At 71.8% G+C, this 16,289-nt stretch carries 17 protein-coding genes; 9 read left to right on the top strand and 8 right to left on the bottom strand.

Annotated elements, in window-relative coordinates; genetic code table 11:
- Positions 1-3: 3 nt before the first annotated feature.
- On the bottom strand, positions 4-858 hold the full coding sequence (locus ACIBTU_RS00265) for a Rieske 2Fe-2S domain-containing protein (RefSeq protein WP_399123604.1): 855 nt from the start codon (positions 856-858) through the stop codon (positions 4-6).
- A gap of 134 nt (positions 859-992) precedes the next feature.
- Positions 993-1,412, bottom strand: coding sequence for a winged helix-turn-helix transcriptional regulator (locus ACIBTU_RS00260; RefSeq protein WP_399123603.1), 420 nt, complete (start codon positions 1,410-1,412; stop codon positions 993-995).
- Positions 1,413-1,522: 110 nt separating this feature from the next.
- Here ACIBTU_RS00260 and ACIBTU_RS00255 point away from each other — a divergent pair, with 110 nt between their 5' ends.
- Positions 1,523-2,347 (top strand): NAD(P)H-binding protein, encoded by an 825-nt coding sequence (locus ACIBTU_RS00255; RefSeq protein ID WP_399124204.1) that lies wholly within the window; start codon positions 1,523-1,525, stop codon positions 2,345-2,347.
- Between the two features lie 65 nt (positions 2,348-2,412).
- Here ACIBTU_RS00255 and ACIBTU_RS00250 read toward each other — a convergent pair whose 3' ends face one another.
- Entirely contained in the window at positions 2,413-3,576 is a 1,164-nt protein-coding gene (locus tag ACIBTU_RS00250) for an acyl-CoA dehydrogenase family protein (RefSeq protein WP_399123602.1), read from the bottom strand.
- A gap of 172 nt (positions 3,577-3,748) precedes the next feature.
- Here ACIBTU_RS00250 and ACIBTU_RS00245 point away from each other — a divergent pair, with 172 nt between their 5' ends.
- Positions 3,749-4,957, top strand: coding sequence for an oxygenase MpaB family protein (locus tag ACIBTU_RS00245; protein WP_399123601.1), 1,209 nt, complete (start codon positions 3,749-3,751; stop codon positions 4,955-4,957).
- A 109-nt stretch (positions 4,958-5,066) separates the two neighbouring features.
- Here ACIBTU_RS00245 and ACIBTU_RS00240 read toward each other — a convergent pair whose 3' ends face one another.
- Positions 5,067-6,230, bottom strand: a complete 1,164-nt coding sequence (locus tag ACIBTU_RS00240; protein WP_399124203.1) for a TetR/AcrR family transcriptional regulator — start codon at positions 6,228-6,230, stop codon at positions 5,067-5,069.
- Positions 6,231-6,475: 245 nt separating this feature from the next.
- Here ACIBTU_RS00240 and ACIBTU_RS00235 point away from each other — a divergent pair, with 245 nt between their 5' ends.
- From ACIBTU_RS00235 to ACIBTU_RS00215, 5 genes are all read left to right on the top strand, one after another.
- Complete coding sequence (locus tag ACIBTU_RS00235) at positions 6,476-8,050, top strand: long-chain-fatty-acid--CoA ligase (RefSeq protein ID WP_399123600.1); 1,575 nt, start codon at positions 6,476-6,478, stop codon at positions 8,048-8,050.
- Positions 8,051-8,091: 41 nt separating this feature from the next.
- A complete protein-coding gene (locus ACIBTU_RS00230; RefSeq protein ID WP_399123599.1) occupies positions 8,092-10,047 on the top strand; it encodes a GMC family oxidoreductase N-terminal domain-containing protein in 1,956 nt (651 codons plus the stop codon).
- Between the two features lie 170 nt (positions 10,048-10,217).
- Positions 10,218-10,424, top strand: a complete 207-nt coding sequence (locus tag ACIBTU_RS00225) for a DUF5988 family protein (RefSeq protein ID WP_399124202.1) — start codon at positions 10,218-10,220, stop codon at positions 10,422-10,424.
- 58 nt (positions 10,425-10,482) lie between these two features.
- Positions 10,483-10,941: a hypothetical protein gene (locus tag ACIBTU_RS00220; protein WP_399123598.1), complete on the top strand. Its 459-nt coding sequence runs from the start codon at positions 10,483-10,485 to the stop codon at positions 10,939-10,941.
- Positions 10,942-11,015: 74 nt separating this feature from the next.
- Positions 11,016-11,489, top strand: coding sequence for a hypothetical protein (locus tag ACIBTU_RS00215; protein ID WP_399123597.1), 474 nt, complete (start codon positions 11,016-11,018; stop codon positions 11,487-11,489).
- Between the two features lie 33 nt (positions 11,490-11,522).
- Here ACIBTU_RS00215 and ACIBTU_RS00210 read toward each other — a convergent pair whose 3' ends face one another.
- Positions 11,523-11,993, bottom strand: a complete 471-nt coding sequence (locus tag ACIBTU_RS00210) for a MarR family winged helix-turn-helix transcriptional regulator (protein WP_399123596.1) — start codon at positions 11,991-11,993, stop codon at positions 11,523-11,525.
- 70 nt (positions 11,994-12,063) lie between these two features.
- Between ACIBTU_RS00210 and ACIBTU_RS00205 the strand changes: the two genes are divergently transcribed.
- Together ACIBTU_RS00205 and ACIBTU_RS00200 are read left to right on the top strand one after the other, a co-directional pair.
- A complete protein-coding gene (locus tag ACIBTU_RS00205) occupies positions 12,064-12,705 on the top strand; it encodes a maleylpyruvate isomerase family mycothiol-dependent enzyme (RefSeq protein WP_399123595.1) in 642 nt (213 codons plus the stop codon).
- A 29-nt stretch (positions 12,706-12,734) separates the two neighbouring features.
- Positions 12,735-12,932 (top strand): hypothetical protein, encoded by a 198-nt coding sequence (locus tag ACIBTU_RS00200; protein ID WP_399123594.1) that lies wholly within the window; start codon positions 12,735-12,737, stop codon positions 12,930-12,932.
- Between the two features lie 50 nt (positions 12,933-12,982).
- On the opposite strand, the gene ACIBTU_RS00195 is transcribed toward ACIBTU_RS00200, so the two are convergent.
- The 3 genes from ACIBTU_RS00195 to ACIBTU_RS00185 are packed head-to-tail and all read right to left on the bottom strand — an operon-like array spanning position 12,983 to position 16,159.
- Positions 12,983-14,410, bottom strand: coding sequence for a sodium:solute symporter family protein (locus ACIBTU_RS00195; protein WP_399123593.1), 1,428 nt, complete (start codon positions 14,408-14,410; stop codon positions 12,983-12,985).
- Positions 14,407-14,670 carry a hypothetical protein gene (locus tag ACIBTU_RS00190; RefSeq protein ID WP_399123592.1) on the bottom strand — a complete coding sequence of 88 codons (264 nt, stop codon included), beginning with the start codon at positions 14,668-14,670 and terminating at the stop codon, positions 14,407-14,409. Before ACIBTU_RS00190 ends, ACIBTU_RS00195 begins: the two co-directional genes overlap by 4 nt.
- Positions 14,671-14,692: 22 nt before the next feature.
- Positions 14,693-16,159 (bottom strand): amidase, encoded by a 1,467-nt coding sequence (locus ACIBTU_RS00185; RefSeq protein WP_399123591.1) that lies wholly within the window; start codon positions 16,157-16,159, stop codon positions 14,693-14,695.
- Positions 16,160-16,289: the final 130 nt, after the last annotated feature.

Here is a 16,289-nt window from a genome sequence, read left to right as displayed (position 1 = left end):
CGTTCAGGACGCGGCCGAACGGACATGGACACGGCCGTCGTCGACCTTCGTCTCCCAGCGCGTCGCGTCCGCCGCCGCCGGCCCGCGCACCGCCCTGCCGTCGGCGAGCCGGAACTCGCTGCCGTGCCACGGGCACCGGACGCAGTCGCCGTCGTCCAGCACCTCGCCCTGGTCGAGGGGGCCGCCCGCGTGCGTGCAGACGGCGGAGAGCGCGTACACCGTCGGACCGCGGCGGACGAGGACGACCGGCACCTCACCGGCCTTGACCCGCATGGGCTCGCCCTCGCTCAGCGCGTCCAGGGCGGCGACATCCATCCACTCGTCGACCTCCGGCTGGAACGCGGTGTGGCTCACGCCGACGCCGCGCACCAGGGTCAGATGGCCACCGAGGTAGGAGGCGCTCGCGGTGAACGCGAATCCGACGCCGCTCAGCACGGCGCCGGTCGCCCGCCGGCCCCGCCGCCGGGCGATCCAGCTCGCCGTCTGCAGCACCGTCGCGGTCGCGTTGCAGATTCCGTGCACGGCGCCGATCCGCTGTTCGGGGCCGTACGTGTCGGACCAGTCGGAGGCCCCCGAGAGGGCGGTCGGGACCGCGGCGAGCAGCCCCACCCCGACCAGTCGGCGCGCGGCGGCGGCCCCAGCCGGGCCCGCCGTCACGTCCAGTACCGAGGCCATCGCCCACGCGCCGATGGGGACGTCCGTCAGCATCGGGTGCAGCTGATGCCCCAGCCAGGTGCCCGACAGGGCGTTCTTGACCGCCGCGCTGCGCGTCGCACGCCCCACCCGTCCGGTGGCGGAACGGCACAGGCCGTCCAGTGCTTCCATGCCCTCGACCTGCTTGATCAGGTGCTGTGCCATGGTCGCCTCTCACGTCGGGAGCGGATTCGGGCGGGTGCGGAACCAGCGAGTCTTCCCACAACCTAAAACCTCCCCCGCCGCCCCTGCATGTCGAGCCGCCGCCGTGCGCCGCGGGCGGTGACGCGCCTTTCAGGTCAGCGGATGTCGTGGTCGGGGTGGGCCTCGTCGTACGCGTGGCGGGCCTCGGCGATGACGGCGCGATGGGCGAGCGACCAGTCGGCGAGGGCCTTGACCAGGTGGGTCAGTCCGGCTCCGGTCTCGGTGAGCCGGTAGTCGACCTGGGCGGGGACGGTCGGGTACACGGTGCGCAGCACGAGTCCGTCCCGTTCGAGTCTGCGCACGGTGAGGGTGAGCATGCGCTGCGAGATGCCGTCGATGGCACGCTGCAGTTCGCGGAAGCGGCGCGGTCCACCGGCCAGTTCGACGATCACGAGCACGGACCACTTGTCGCCGATGCGGTCGAGGACGTCGCGGATGCCGCAGTCGGGGTGCTCCTCGCGCCCGCAGGGGTCGAGCTCGGCGGGGGTGGTTACCCCGGTGTGCGTGGGTGACATCAGAGTGCCTTCTTGTCGCCGGTGGTCGTGCGATCGAGGATCGAGCGTAGTTCCTGATCAAGCGTAGTTACTGATGAGAACCACCGACGAAAGACTGCTCTGCGATGAACATGATCTTGGTGACGGGAGCCAACGGGGGCCTCGGCTCGGCCACCCTGGCGGCGCTGCGGGCGAACGGCGCCACCGCCGCGGGCGGCAGCCGCACGCCCGGCGAGGGAATGCGGCGCCTCGATTTCGACGACCCCACGACGCTGGATCTCACCGGGGTGGCGACCCTGGTCCTGGTCTCCGCCGGTTACGCCGAGGACGACCAGGTCGTCGCGCGGCACGCGGCGGTGCTGGACGCCGCCGTCCGCGACGGCGTCCGTCATGTCGTCTACACGAGCCTGACCACGGCAGGCGACCATCTCGGATTCGCGCTCGCGCACCGCGCCACCGAACGCCTCGTCCGCACGAGCGGACTCCCGTGGACGATCCTGCGCAACGGCCTGTACGCCGAACTCTTCGGCGGCCTGCTGATGTGGACGGGCGAGGGCGTGGAGTCGGCCTTCGGGGGCGGCGCCCTGGCCGCCGTGGCGCGCCGGGACCTCGCCGACGCGGCGGCGCTCGTCGCGGCGGATCCCGCACCGCACGCGGGACGCGTCCACGACCTCGTCGGTACGCCGATCACGGCGCAGGAGGTGGCCGGCCGGCTCGGTGTCCCGCACCACGCCATCGGCCTGGGCGAGTACCGGCGCCGGCTCCTCGACGAGACGCCCGGGCTGCTCCCGTTCCAGCCGCCCATGCTCGCCTCGATCGCCACCGGCGTCCGGCACGGCTTCCTGGCCGGCACGACCCCCGACCTCACCGGTCTGCTCGGCCGCCCTCCCCGCGACCCACTGGCCACGGCCGCCTCGGCGGCGTCCGCCGCACGGCCGCCCCGGGACCGCGGCTAGGGCGTGTGCCGAAAGTCCCGTCGTCCGCCCGAAGGGCGGGGCAGGCGGGACTTTCGACACACGCCCTAGAGGCCCAGGTCGCGGCCGACTATCTCCTTCATGATCTCGGTGGTGCCGCCGTAGATGGTGCTGATGCGCGAGTCCAGGTAGTCGTGGGCGATGCGGTACTCGAGCATGTAGCCGTAGGCGCCGTGGAGTTGGAGGCAGCGGCCGACCATGTTGACGTACGTCTCGGTGGCCCAGAACTTCGCGGCGGCCGCGTCCACCGCCGTGAGCTCGCCGCGGGAGTGCCGGGCGAGGAGGTCGTCGAGGTGGCTGCGGCCCACGCGGGCCGTGGTGACCATCTCGGCGAGTTCGAAGCGGGTGTTCTGGAAGGAGCCGATCGGCTTGCCGAACGCCGTGCGCTGCTTGACGTAGTCCAGGGTGCGTTCGAGGACTCCCTCCATGGACGCCACGGCGTTGGCGGCGATCGAGATGCGTTCCTGGGGCAGGTTCCGCATCAGGGACGTGAAGCCCGTGCCTTCCGCGCCGAGCAGGTTGGCGGCCGGCACCCGCACGTCCTGGAAGAACAGCTCGCTGGTGTCCTGGGCGTGGAGGCCGACCTTCTCCAGGTTGCGGCCGCGCGAGAAGCCGGGGCGGTCGGCCTCGACGACGAGCAGGCTGAGCCCGCCGTGCCGGTCGGGGCCGGTCCGTACGGCGGTGACGACGAGGTCGGCGTTCTGGCCGTTGGAGATGAAGACCTTGCTTCCGTTGAGCACGAACGTGTCGCCGTCGCGGACGGCGGTGGTGGCGATGCCGGCGAGGTCGCTGCCGGTGCCGGGTTCGGTCATCGCGACGGCCACGACGAGGTCCCCGGCGGCGATCCCGGGCAGCCAGCGGGCCTTCTGCTCGTCGTCGGTCAGATCGGTGAAGTAGGGCACGACGATGTCGTTGGAGAGGCCCACGCACGCGAGCGCGTCCGCCGCGGGGTGGCGGGAGAACTCCTCGCCGATCACCGCGTTGAAGCGGAAGTCGGTGACGCCGCCGCCTCCGTACTCCTCGGGGATGTTGAAGCCGAGGACGCCCACGCGGGCGGCCTCCTTGAAGAGCGTCCGGTCGACCTTGCCCTCGGCCCGCCACCGCTCCACGTGAGGTGCGGCGTGCTGGTCGGCGAAGGCGCGGACGGTGTCGCGCAGCAGCTCGTGCTCGCCGTCGTAGAGGGACCGCTGGGCGGAGATCACACGGGTCATTCGGTCACCACTCCTGATTCTGACGCTTGACGCGTCGACTCTTGCCGACCCCGGCACGCGTCGTTATGTTAATCAGAAATCACACCCATGGGCAGTCCTGCCGATCAGTCAACTCGCAATCAGTGCAGGCGAGTCGAGGGCAGTTTCGACCTACTTGGAAGTAGGTAAGTGAATGGGAAATATCAGCAGACGACGTGTGCTGTCGCTGGGCGCCGTACTGGGTCTCGCGAGTGTGGCCGCGGCGCCCGAGGCGTGGGCCTGGTCGTCCCGCGGCTCGCTCGCCGGCACCGACACGGTCACCGATCCGTTCCAGGTGTGGGATCCCGAGCCGGACGAGGTGGCCGCGCGGCTCCTGGCCGACGGTGTGATTCCGGCGGTCAACACCGCCTGGCGCTCCTGGGTCGACAACGCGGACCCGCTGCCGGCGGGCATGCCGGGCTATCTCACCAGCTACCTTCAGCAGGTCAACGGGCTGCCGTCCTGGGCGGACACGACCAAGCTCGCCGCGTCCGAGCGCTACTACAAGCGTCTGGCCTCGTACCTGTTCGTCTCGCAGAGCCTGGGCAGCGGCATCATGAGCACCGTCATCCCCCGGGAGGCGAGGGCCGTCTACTGGTCGGCGGGCGGCGCCGACATGAAGGAACGCGCGGCCAAGACGTTCACCTTCGGCTACGACCTCAACTCGGAGACCGCCTGGCAGCCCACGGGGCACTTCGTCGTCACGGCGAACAAGACCCGCCTGGTGCACTCGGTGGTGCGCAATCTGCTGCCGACGTCCGCACGCTTCATGGAGACCTCGGACCAGCCGAAGCCGATCAGCAACGGCGACATCCTGCGCACCTTCCACTCGGTGGCCACGTACGCGCACAGCAACCTGCTCAAGTGGGGCATCCGCCTGTCCGCGGCGGAGCAGGAGGCGGACCTGCACGCGTGGCAGGTCGCGCTCCATCTGCTGGGCGTGCGGCGGGAGTTCATCCCCGCCACCTGGCCCGACGCGCTGGCGCAGGCGGAGCAGATGCTGTGGCCGAACCTGGGCCCCACCACCGAGGGAACCAGCCTGGCCGAGACGCTGCTGGGCTACATCACACAGCCCACGCTGGGTCTCGCCACCGGCTTCGTCCACGAGTTCGTGCGCTATCTGCTCGGCGACGAGATGTGCGACTGGCTCGGGCTGCGCCGCGACTGGGCTCAGGCCGCCCTGATCAAGGTGGAGTGGCCGCTGTACGTCGCCTTCCGCGAGGGGACGTCGGGGGTGCTGCCCGGCAGCGGCTATCTGTTCGACCAGGCCCTGCGCGGCATCGCGATGCTCTACCTCAACAACGGCACCTCGGCCACGCAGACCCCGGTGACGCTCCCGGCCACCAACAGGCCGGGCGCCTGAGCCGTGCCCCTGTGGCGCCGCCCCTCGCCCGGATCCCGGGGCGGCGCCACAGGCCCAACAGGCGTAACCGGCGTAACCGGCGTCAGAAGCACGACAGTTGCCGCATCCGCTACAGGCCCAGCGCCCGGACGACCAGGGTGGTGATGTGGCTGCGATGGTCCGGGCTGTCCTGCCACCGCAGCCGGCGCCCCGCCTCGACGACCACACCGAACCCGGCGTGCACCAGAACCCTCGCCTGACGCGCGTCCAACTCCGGCCGTGCCAGCCGGAGTTGCTGCTCCCACACCGCGATGTGCTCGCGCTGCGCGAGGATCAGGGGCTGCCGCAGATCGTCCGGCAGTCCGGCGACCTCGGCCTCCGCGACGCTGATGAGCCCGGTGTGCTCGAAGCTGTAGCCGACGTACGCCGACGCCAGCGCGACCACCGCCTCGCTCGGGTCGGTCACCTCGTCGAGACTCCGGTCCACCGCCTGCGCAAGCAGTCCCGCCGCCTGCAGACAGGCGGCCACCAGGATGTCCACCTTGGTGGCGTAGTGCCGGTACAGCGCGGACGGGGCAAGACCCACGGCCTGCGCGATCTGCCCGTTGGTGACCTTGGCGAACCCGTCACGGGCGAACAGCGGGACCGCCGCGGCCAGGATCTCCGCCCGTCGCGTGCGCGGCACGGGCTGTGCGGGCAGCCCGACGGGACGCGGGGCGCGGACGGCCTGCGCGGGGGTGGTCGCGGCGACGCGCAGGGCGGAGGCGAGCAGCACCTCTTCCAGGCGTCTCCTGGCGATCGAGTTGTGGTGCTGGGTGATGGACCCGATCACACCGAGCGCCGCCACGGCACGCACCTGCGCGCCGGGCCGCGGGTGTTCGCGCCGGACGCACTCCGTCACCCGACCGACGACGCGCGCGAACTTGCCCTTGAGCAGCCGCCGGTCCTCCGCGTCGAGGTAGCGCGCCTCCCAGCGGTACAGCCCCCCGGACGTGCGATGCTCCACCGCGACCCGGGTGACGGCGCCGAGCACCTCCGCGAGGTCCGCGCCGGACGGCACCTCGTCGAGGGTCGCGACGAGCCGGTCCGCCATGACGTTCGCGCACGCGGCGAACAGCGCGTACTTGTTGGGGAAGTGCCGGTAGAGGGCCGTGGCGGTGATGCCCACGGCGGCCGCGATCTCCTCCATGGACGCCGCGTGGTAACCGCGCTCGCTGAACACCCGGCCGGCCGCACCGACGATCAACTGCTTGCGGTTGCGCGGGCGCGCGGCCGCGATCGGCTCGGCGGTCACCGGCAGGGAGAAGGTCGTAGAGACGGAGCCATGCGCACCAGTCAATCACACGGATCCGGACGGACGGAGCCCGCTCCACGCCTCGGTCCTCACGTGACGCGCCGTTCACATCCCATGTGATTTTCCATTAACAAAGGGCTTCTTGGGCGGTGCCCGCGCGGGCATAATGGCCCTCGCTCGCGCCCCACCCCGTTCCGCCGGCCCCGCCCCCGCCCCGCCCGTCCTTCCGGAACCCGAGGAGTGGCATGTCCACCGATACGGCTCCCGCCTGGTCCTTCCGGCACCACTGGATGGCACAGACGGCCACCCACGCGGCCATGCGGCCCGACAAGCCCGCCCTGCGTCACCTCGGAGCGACCACGACCTGGGCCGAGCTCTCGCACCGGTCCCTGGGGCTGGCCGCCGCACTCTCCGGCCGGGGCGTCGGCGAGGGCGACCGGGTGGCGCTGCTGACGCTCAATCACCCGTGGTTCGTGGAAAGCGTGTTGGCCGCGAACAGCCTGGGGGCCATGGCCGTCCCGCTCAGCTTCCGGCTCGCGCCGCTCGAACTCGGGTACATCCTGGACGACTGCACCCCGTCCGCGGTCGTCGTCGACGCCCAGCTCCTGCCGCTGCTCCGCTCGGTCCCGACCGCGACGCCCATCGGCACCGTCGTCGTCATCGGAGAAAACGGCGCGGGTGAAGGCGAGTTGGCGTACGAGGACTTCCTCGCCACGCACGAGCCGATGGAGCTGCCCGATGTCGCCGAGGACGCCTCGGCGCTGATCATGTACACCTCGGGCACGACCGGGCGACCGAAGGGCGTGCTGCTGTCGCACCGCAACATGCAGGTGCAGGCGATCACCTGTATCCGGGCGATGGAGATCTTCGACGACTCTGACGTCGGCTTCCTGACCGCGCCCTTCTTCCACATCGCGGGCCTCGGCTCGATCGTCGCGAACATCCTGGTCGGCGGCACCGTCGTGATCCACCCGCTCGGCGCGTTCGACCCGAAGGCCGTGCTCGACGCGTACGAACGCGAGGGCGCGACCGTGGTGTTCAACGTGCCGCAGCAGTGGGACCTGCTCTGCGCCCAGCCCGACATCGACAAGCGGGACCTGAAGCTGCGCGTCATCAGCTGGGGCGCCGCGCCCGCGAGTGACGCGACGCTGCGCGCCATGGGCGAGGCGTTCCCGGACGCCCTGAACGTGGCCGTGTTCGGCCAGACCGAGACCTCGCCGATCACCTGCGTCCTGCGGGGCAAGGAATCGCTGCGCAAGCTCGGCTCGGTCGGCCGCCCGATCCCGACCCTCCAGTACCGCATCGTCGACGAGGCGATGAACGACGTACCCGTCGGCGAGGTCGGCGAGATCGTCTACCGCGGTCCGACGGTGACGCGCGGGTACTGGCGGAAGCCGCAGGAGACCGCGGAGGCCTTCGAGGGCGGCTGGTTCCACTCCGGCGACCTGGTCCGGATGGACGAGGAGGGCTTCGTGTGGGTGGTCGACCGGAAGAAGGACATGATCATCAGCGGCGGCGAGAACATCTACTGCGCCGAGCTGGAGAACGCCGTCGCCGGGCATCCCTCGGTGCTGGAGGTCGCGGTGATCGGCCGGCCCGACGAGCGCTGGGGCCAGGTGCCGGTCGCGTACGCCACCCTCGCACCCCAAACATCCCTGTCTCTCGCAGAGTTGACCGAGTTTCTCGACGGGCGGATCGCGTCGTTCAAGATGCCCAAAGACCTCGTCGTCGGTGACGGGCTGCCCCGCAACGCGGGCGGCAAGGTCGTCAAACACACGCTGCGCGCCCAGGACGAGCAGCAGGCACGACGGAACGCCTGAGCACCTGCGCTCCGAACCCACCTCTGAGGACGGACGGTCCCATGCAGCTCGACTCCCGCCGACGGGCGGCGCTCACCGCGATCTGCGACACCTTCGCCCCGGGGGACGGCGCGATGATCCCGTCCGCCGGAGCGCTCGGCGCGGTGCCCGTCGCCGAGTCCCTCGTACGCGCCCTGCCGCGCGCCGCCGACCGCAAGCAGCTCTCCACCTTGCTCGGCCTGTGGAACACGAGGCTGACCGGACTGTTCCTGGGGACCGGCGGGCGCCGGTTCTCGGATCTCACGCCGACCGCGCGCGAGGAGCTGCTGCTCCGCCTCGGCGACGCGCCGTCCGAGCGCAAACGGGTGCTGTTCCAGGCCCTGCGTTCCCTGGCGACCTCGGCGTACCTGCTGGCCCCGGGCCCGACCGGCACCTCGCCCGTCTGGGAGGCCATCGGCTACCCCGGCCCCCTGGGCACCCGGCCGGACGCCCCGCTCCCCCGCCTCTCCCCGCTGTCGCCGGCGGCCGACACGGCGCTCGACTGCGATGTCGTCGTGGTCGGCTCCGGCGCCGGGGGCGGGACCGCGGCGGCCGTCCTCGCCGGAGCGGGGCTCGACGTGGTCGTGCTGGAGCGTGGCGGGTACTTCGACGACGCGGACTTCGACGGCGGCGAACACTCAGGGCTCACCCGGCTGTACGCGGGCGGCCCGGCGGTCACCGCCGAGGGCCAGATCTCCCTGGTCGCGGGGTCCTGCCTGGGCGGCGGCACCGTGGTGAACTGGACGACCTCTTTCCGTACGCCCGACGAGATCCGGGCCGAATGGGCGGGCCTCGGCGCCCCACAGTTCGCGGAGAAGGAGTACACGCGGGCGCTCGACGCCGTCACCGACCGGCTGTCCGTGAACAGCGACCACAGCGCCGCGTCGGCCCGGGACGCCGTGATGGAGCGGGGCCTGCGCGCGCTGGGCTGGCACGTCGACGCGATGCCGCGCAACGTCGTGGGCTGCGACATGGGCACCGACTGCGGGCGCTGCGGGTACGGCTGCCGGCTCGGTGCCAAGCAGTCCGTCACGAAGACCTGGCTGGCGGACGCCGAGGCCGCGGGCGCGCGTCTGGTCGTCGACACCGCCGTCCGGACGATCGACGTGAAGCAGGGCCGCGCGGTCGCCGTCCGCGCCGTCACCTCGTCGGGCCACTCCGTCACCGTGCGGGCCCGCGCCGTCGTCGTCGCGGCCGGCGCCGTCCAGACACCCGCCCTGCTGCGCCGCTCGGGGTTCACCGACCGGAACATCGGGCGGTATCTGCGCCTGCACCCCGCCACTGCCGTGTGGGGCGTCTTCGACGAGGAGATCCGCCCCTGGGAGGGCGGCATGCAGACCCGGTACTCCCGCGAGCACAGCGACCTCGACGGCCACGGCCACGGCGTCATCTACGAGACCGGGCCGGGCAACCCCGCCGCCCTCCAGGGATTCATGAACTGGCGCGGCGCCGGGGCCCATCTCGCGGCCCTGAAGGACCTCGGCCACACGGCGGGCATCGGTGTCATCACCCGCGACCGCGACAGCGGGGTCGTCAAGGTGGGGCGCGACGGCGAGCCCGTCCCGCACTACCGGCTCTCGGCGTACGACACGGCGCACCTGCACGCCGGGATCGAGGGGGCCACCAGGATCCTGGCCGCCGCGGGAGCCCGCCGCATCCGGTCCGCCCATCAGGCGGGCCCCTCGTACGAGCCGGGCCGCAGCGGCTCGTACGAGGAGTTCACCGCCGCCTGCCGCAAGGCCGGTTACGCGCCGGGCCGTTGCGCGATCGCCGCGCTGCACATCATGGGCACGGCCCGCATGGGCGGCTCCCGGGACACCAGCGCCACCGACCCCGACGGCGCGACCTGGGAGGTCCCCAATGTCGTGGTCGCCGACGCGTCCTGCTTCCCCACCTCGTCGGGGGTGAACCCCATGATCTCCATCGAGGCGATCGCCCATATGAACGCGACGAGGCTGGCGGAGCGGCTGGGCCGGTAGTCGCCGGAGGTCAGTGGTAGGCAGCACGGCAATTCCCTTGCGGGGCACATGTGTTGTCGTCCGCGGTGCGGGGCCGGATCCGTGGCCGAGAGCTGACACACGTGTGAATGGTGGCGGGGCTGTCGGCGCGTCTTGGGCGCGTCGTGTTCGGCGGCACCGAAGATGCGGCCATGAGCGATGCGACCAAAGCAGTTCTCGAAGGCGGGCCCGACGATCTCACCGAGCGGATCGTCTCCGTGTCCACTCCGGGGGAAGACATCAAGATCGCCTTTCGTGGCGGGTACGAGCATTTCAGGGCCACCCCGCGCAGCCAGGACACCTCGGAGGGTTCGTTGCCGGTCTACGAGTGGTGGGAGCGCACGGAACTGCCCGGCTAGCGTCCCCCTCCCGTGACATCCGTGGCCTCCCGCGCGACGATGGAGGTGGAGTCGAGTGATGGCACGGATGTTCGTCGATGGTGACGATGTGGTCGTGCACCTGTCCTGGCGCGAGAGGGCAGCCGCACGCAGGGGCGACGTGCGCGCTCCGCTCAGCTCGGTGAGCCGGGTGACGGTGGAACCCTCCTGGTGGCGCCCCTTGCGCGGGGTCCCGGGCAAGGGCCGCTGGACCGCCGGGACGCGTTGCATCGGCACCCGCGCGTACGAGGGTGGTTCGGACTTCGTCGCCATCCGGCACGGCAGGCCGGTCGTCTGTGTCGAGTTCCGGGACCCGGCACCCTTCCGCCTTCTGGCCACCTCCGTCGCCACACTCGCGGAGGCCCGGGACCGGGCACGGGCCATCGGCGGGCGGGCCCCGGATCTCGACACCTCCACGCCGTGCCGCCAGCCGCTGCCCGTGCCGGAGGAGCACGAGGAGAACACGGCGCTCGACCCGCGCCGTTCGGACTCCGAGTGAGCACCGCACGGGCGTGCGGGTGCGTGGGTTGATCGTCGTATAGTCACGGTCGGCTCGCGCAAGGGGGAAGCAGGATGAGCAGTCAGGGTCCGGCGGGTGGCGGCGACATCGAGGACACGTGGCGGAAGCCGTGGTGGATCGTCGTCGGTGCGGCCGTCATGTTCGCCATCGCCTGGGCAACCGTGGACGCGTGGATCGATCCGTTCGCCGTGGAACTCCCGCGCAATTGCGTGCGGGGACCGCGCGGTGGCTGCCTGGTCGACGCCAGCTACCACTGGGTGGCGTCGCTCGCGTTCTTCGTCCTGGGGATTCCTGCCGTGGTGGTCGCGATCATGGGGCTGGTGACCGACCGCTGGCCGCCCGCGCTCGGCCTGGCCCTGGGCACGATCGCCGGAGGGGTCCTGACGCTCGCCCACGGAGACACGACGGCACATGTCATCTGGGCGGTGGTGCTGTTCGCCCTCGCCGCCACGTCCCTCGTCCTGGTCACCGGCCGCAAGATCCTGCGGCCGCGCAGGAGGTCGCGGGAGAGCTGGCTCAGCCCGTGACACCGCCCGCGAGCGGACCGGGCGGCTCGGCCGTCAGCGGTGCGGGTCGCTGATCTCGCGCAGCGCCTCCAGGGCCTGACGCAGCTGCCGGGTGCGTGTGGGGCCCAGGCGGGCCGTCCACTGGTCCTGGATGTCGCGGACGACGGGCAGGCTCAGTTCGACGAGATGGTGACCCTGGTCGGTGAGGGTGACCAGTCGGGCGCGCGCGTCGCGCGGGTCGGGCACGCGTCGCACGTACCCGGCGCGTTCGAGCTGGTCGACGATCGAGCCGATGGTCTGCTTGCTGACCTGCGACGCCGCGGCCAGTTCGGCAAGGCGCGAGCCGTCCGGGCCGATCCGCTGGAAGACCCGGGCCTGCGTGAGCGAGATGTCGTGCCCCGCCGCCTTCAGGGCGTCCATCACTGCCGACTCCATGAAGCGGTACGGGATGAACATCAGGAGGCCCAGATTGAGCTCGCCCTCGTCAGTGACACCGGAAGCGGCACCGGCCTCGTCGTCCGTCATGTCGCCATCATTACAGAAGGTCCGAATCTCGTACTAAAATAGTCCGAGGTTCGGACCTTTGGAGGCTGTCATGGACGACTCGGCCCCGTACTGGTCGGCGGTCCGCGCCACCCGTCTGCGGATCGCGGATCTGCTGGAGGACCTCAGCCCCGCCGAATGGGAGCGGGAATCGCTGTGCCGGGGCTGGCGGGTACGGGACGTCGCCGGGCACCTGGCCCTGGTCCCCACCCTCACCACCTGGGACATGCTGGCGGCCGCCCCGCGCGCACGCTTCGACCCCGACCGGATCAACACGGCGCTGGCCCGCCGGCACGGCCGCCGCGCACCGGCGGACCTGGTCGCCACGATCCGGGAGCACGCCGGTACGCGGCGGACGGCGAAGGTGCTGGACACGCGCAACGCGCTGTTCGACGCGATCATCCACAGCCAGGACATCGCCCTCCCGCTCGACCGGCGGATTCCCGTACCGGCCGAGCACAGCCGCGAGGGCCTGCGCCGGGTCTGGTCGATGGGCTGGCCGTTCCACGCCGGGCGCCGTCTGGCCGGCTTCACACTGCGGGCCACGGACACCGAGTGGGAGGTCGGCGACGGGCCGGAGATCGCGGGCCCCGCCCTGGCCCTGCTGCTCCTCTCGACCGGCCGCACCGCCGGCCTGCACGCCCTGCGGGGCGAGGGAGCCGACCTGCTCCGGGTCGCGAGCCGGCGAGGCTGATGCCCTCCTCGTACATCGAGGCGCAAGCGATGGACCGCCTGCAGCCGCTGCTGCTCAACTGGATGGCCCGCGGCGGCACTTGGCGTACCCCGGGTGTCACCGCCGACGACGTCCGGGCCCGCAAGGCGGTGATCGGGGACGCGTCCGGCTCGCTCTGGGAGGCCGGGCGGCGCCTCATCGACGAGGGCGAGCGGCGCGGATGGGCGCGGGCGACGCCTCGGGAGTGACTGCCGCCGGGTCGCGCGCGGCCCCACACCGCGCACGGCCCGGCGGCCGTTCAGTTCGCCTCGGCCGGGACCGGGGCGACGGACCGGGAGCGCACCACCAGTTGGGCGAAGGCCGTGACCGCCACGTTCAGGACGAGGGCGATGAGTCCGGTGTCGAAGGTGCCGACGTCCACTCCCCCGAAGGTGAGCCAGATCAGGAGGCCGACGCCGGTCAGGATGCCGAGCAGTGCGGGCACGGCGTCCAGGCGGACCTTCCTGGCGAGGCCCATGACGATCGCCGGGGCGAGCTGGGTGAGGCCGCCGTAGGTGAGCAGGAGCAGGTCGGACAGGAGTCCGGGCCGGGTCAGGCCGAGGACGAGGGCGAGGGTCGCGGCGACGATCACGCAGATGTGGTTGGTGCGCAGTTGCGCGCGCTCGTTGCCGGCACTGAGGAGGTTGCGGGACAGGAGGCTGGAGATGCCCACGACGATGGCGGCGGACGGCACCATCGCGGCCGAGGCGGCGGCGACCGCGACGACGCCGACGAGCCAGCCGGGCAGGGTCTGCCCGGCGAGGGTCAGGGCGACGCCGTTCGGCGCCGAGCCCCGCTCGACCAGGAGGATCCCGGCGAAGCCGACGACGACGGGGATGCCGAGGGCGATCTGGTAGAGCGGCAGCCAGATCGCGTTCTTGCGCAGGGCGCGGCCGCTGCCGGCGGCGAGCACCGGCGGCCACAGGTGGGCCATGGTGCCGAGTCCGCCGCCCAGACCGGAGATGACGACGGCCGTCACGAAGAAGGTGGTGTCATAGCCTTCCTGATGGAACGTCAGGAGGTTCGGGTGACTGTCCCGGACCGTCGAGAAGAGGCCGCCGATGCCTCCGTTCACGGACAGGGCCACGCCGACGACGAGGACCACGAGCCCGATGATCATCAGGGCGTCCTTGAGGTAGGCGACGCGGGCGATGCCGCGGATACCGGACCACAGGACGAAGCCGACGGTGAGCACGGTGGCGAGCACCATGCTGAGGTTGCCGCCGGTGCGGCTGCCGGTCGCGAGCTGCACGATCAGGCCGAGACCGGTGATCTGGAGCTGGAGGTAGGGCAGCAGGAAGACGGCGCCGACCACGGCGACGACCTTGCCGAGCAGGGGGCTGCGGAAGCGGTCGGCGAAGAAGTCGGCCTGCGTCAGATAGCCGCCCTTGCGGCCCAGTTCACGCATGCGGGGCGCGGTGAAGTACTGGAGGATGAAGTTGATCGAGAGGTAGCAGAGGGCGAAGACCGCGGCCACGCCGCCGCCGAAGGCGATGCCCGCGAGGCCGAGGAAGCTGAAGGTCGTGAAGGACTCGCCCGCCTGGAGGAACCAGGTGGTGAAGGTGGAGAACTTCCGCTTCCCCACGGTCCATTCGCCGAACTCGCCGCGGCCGGGCCTGCGTCCGCTCATGCCGACGATCGCGATGGTGACGATGCCGACGAGGGTGATGGCCATGGTGGTGTTCACGCGACGGCCTCCTGACAACTGTCGTGCGCCGCACGGTCGTTCGCGTCGGCGGGATCGGTGTCCTCGTCCTCGTCCGGGTGTCGGGCGAAGTGTTCGACGACCGCGAGCGACGCGGTCGTGCCGGCCGTCCAGAACAGGCACCAGGCGAGGACGGAGGGGATGCCCAGCCAGAGGTGCGGGCCGTTGACGAAGGGCAGGAAGGGGGTGCTGAGGAAAGCCACCACGGGCACGAGGGCCCAGAGCACGTGCGGTTTTCTCATCGGGGCTCCATACGGCGTACGGCTACGGGAGGGAGGGGCGGCGGCGTCCGTGCCCGGTGGCGGCCTCGTAGGCGGCACCGGTCTCGAGCACGGTCCTCTCGGCGCGGGGCGGGCCCACGATCTGGAGGCCGACGGGAAGCCCGGCCTGGGTGAAGCCGGCGGGGACGGAGAGGGCGGGTGAGCCCAGGACGGTGACGAAGTACGCCGAGCGCATCCAGTCGAGGTAGGTGCGCTGCGGCTCCCCGTCGATGTCGGTGGGGTACTCCGACTCGACGGCGAAGGGGGTGACCTGGCTGACCGGGGCGATCAGCACGTCGTACCGCTGGAAGAAGGCGGTGGCGGCGAGGTGGATGCGGGCGTGCCCGTTACGGGCGCGGATGAGGTCGGCGCCGGTCAGGCGCCGCCCCTCCTCGATGTTCCAGACGAGGCTGGCCTTGAGGGAGTCACGGTCGCTGTCGAGCAGCGCGCCGAGACCGTGGTGGAACTCCTGGGCGCGCAGAGTGCGGAACACGTCCTCGGCGCCGTCCAGGTCGGGGCAGTCCTCGGTGACCTCGCAGCCGAGGTCCTCGAAGACCCGGGCCTGGCGCTCGACGACCTCGCGCACGTCGCGGTCGACGGGGACCCGGCCGCCGAGGTCGGGGGCGTACGCGACGCGCAGCCCGGTGAGGTCGCGGGCGAGCGGAGCCCGGAATCCGGCGCCCGGCTCGTCCAGGGAGATCGGGACGCGGGGGTCGGGTCCGGCCATGACGGACAGCAGCAGGGCGGTGTCGGCGACGGTGCGGCCCATGGGTCCGGCGACGCCCATGGTGTCCCAGAGGTTGCCGGTGGGGTGCGAGGGGACGCGGCCGGGGGTGGGGCGCAGGCCGACGACGTTGCAGAAGGAGGCCGGGTTGCGCAGGGAGCCGCCCATGTCGCTGCCGTCGGCGAGCGGCTGGAACCCGGAGGCGAGCGCGGCCGCGGCGCCGCCGCTGCTGCCGCCCGCGGAGCGCGTCAGGTCGTAGGGGTTGCGGGTGGCGCCGAAGACGGGGTTGAAGGTGTGCGAACCGGCCGCGAACTCGGGGACGTTCGTCTTGCCGATGCGGATGGCGCCCGCGTCCTGGATACGCTGGACGAGGAGCTCGTCCTCGAGCGGGACGTGGTCGGCGAAGAGGGGCGAGCCGTGCGTGGTGCGCATGCCGCGGGTGCTGTGGGTGTCCTTGAAGGCGATGGGCAGGCCGTGCAGCGGGCCCAGCTCCTCGCCGCGCGCCTGCCGTGCGTCGGCGGCGGCAGCGGCGGCCAGCGCGCCCTCGGCGTCCAGGGTGACGATCGCGTTGACCGCCGGGTTGTGGCGTTCGATGCGGTCGAGGTGGGCCTGGGCGACCTCGCGGGCCGAGAGTTCTCCGCGCCGGATCCGCGCCGCGAGGTCCACGGCGTCGAGCGCGCAGATGTCCTCGCCGGCGGGATCGGACGCGGGAGAGCCGGATACGACAGGGCCGGGGGAAACAGGCATGGCATTCCTTGGGCAGCAGGCACGAGGAGCGTCGTCGCCGCAGGGCAGCGGACGGAGCGGAGAGCACGACGCGTGTGGTGCACCACACTGGAGCCGATGACTGTTTCAGTCAATGCTTGATGACTGATGA

The sequence above is a fragment of the Streptomyces sp. NPDC050145 genome, from assembly GCF_044460245.1.
Lineage (GTDB): Bacteria > Actinomycetota > Actinomycetes > Streptomycetales > Streptomycetaceae > Streptomyces.
This window is presented reverse-complemented; position numbering and strand designations above follow the sequence as displayed.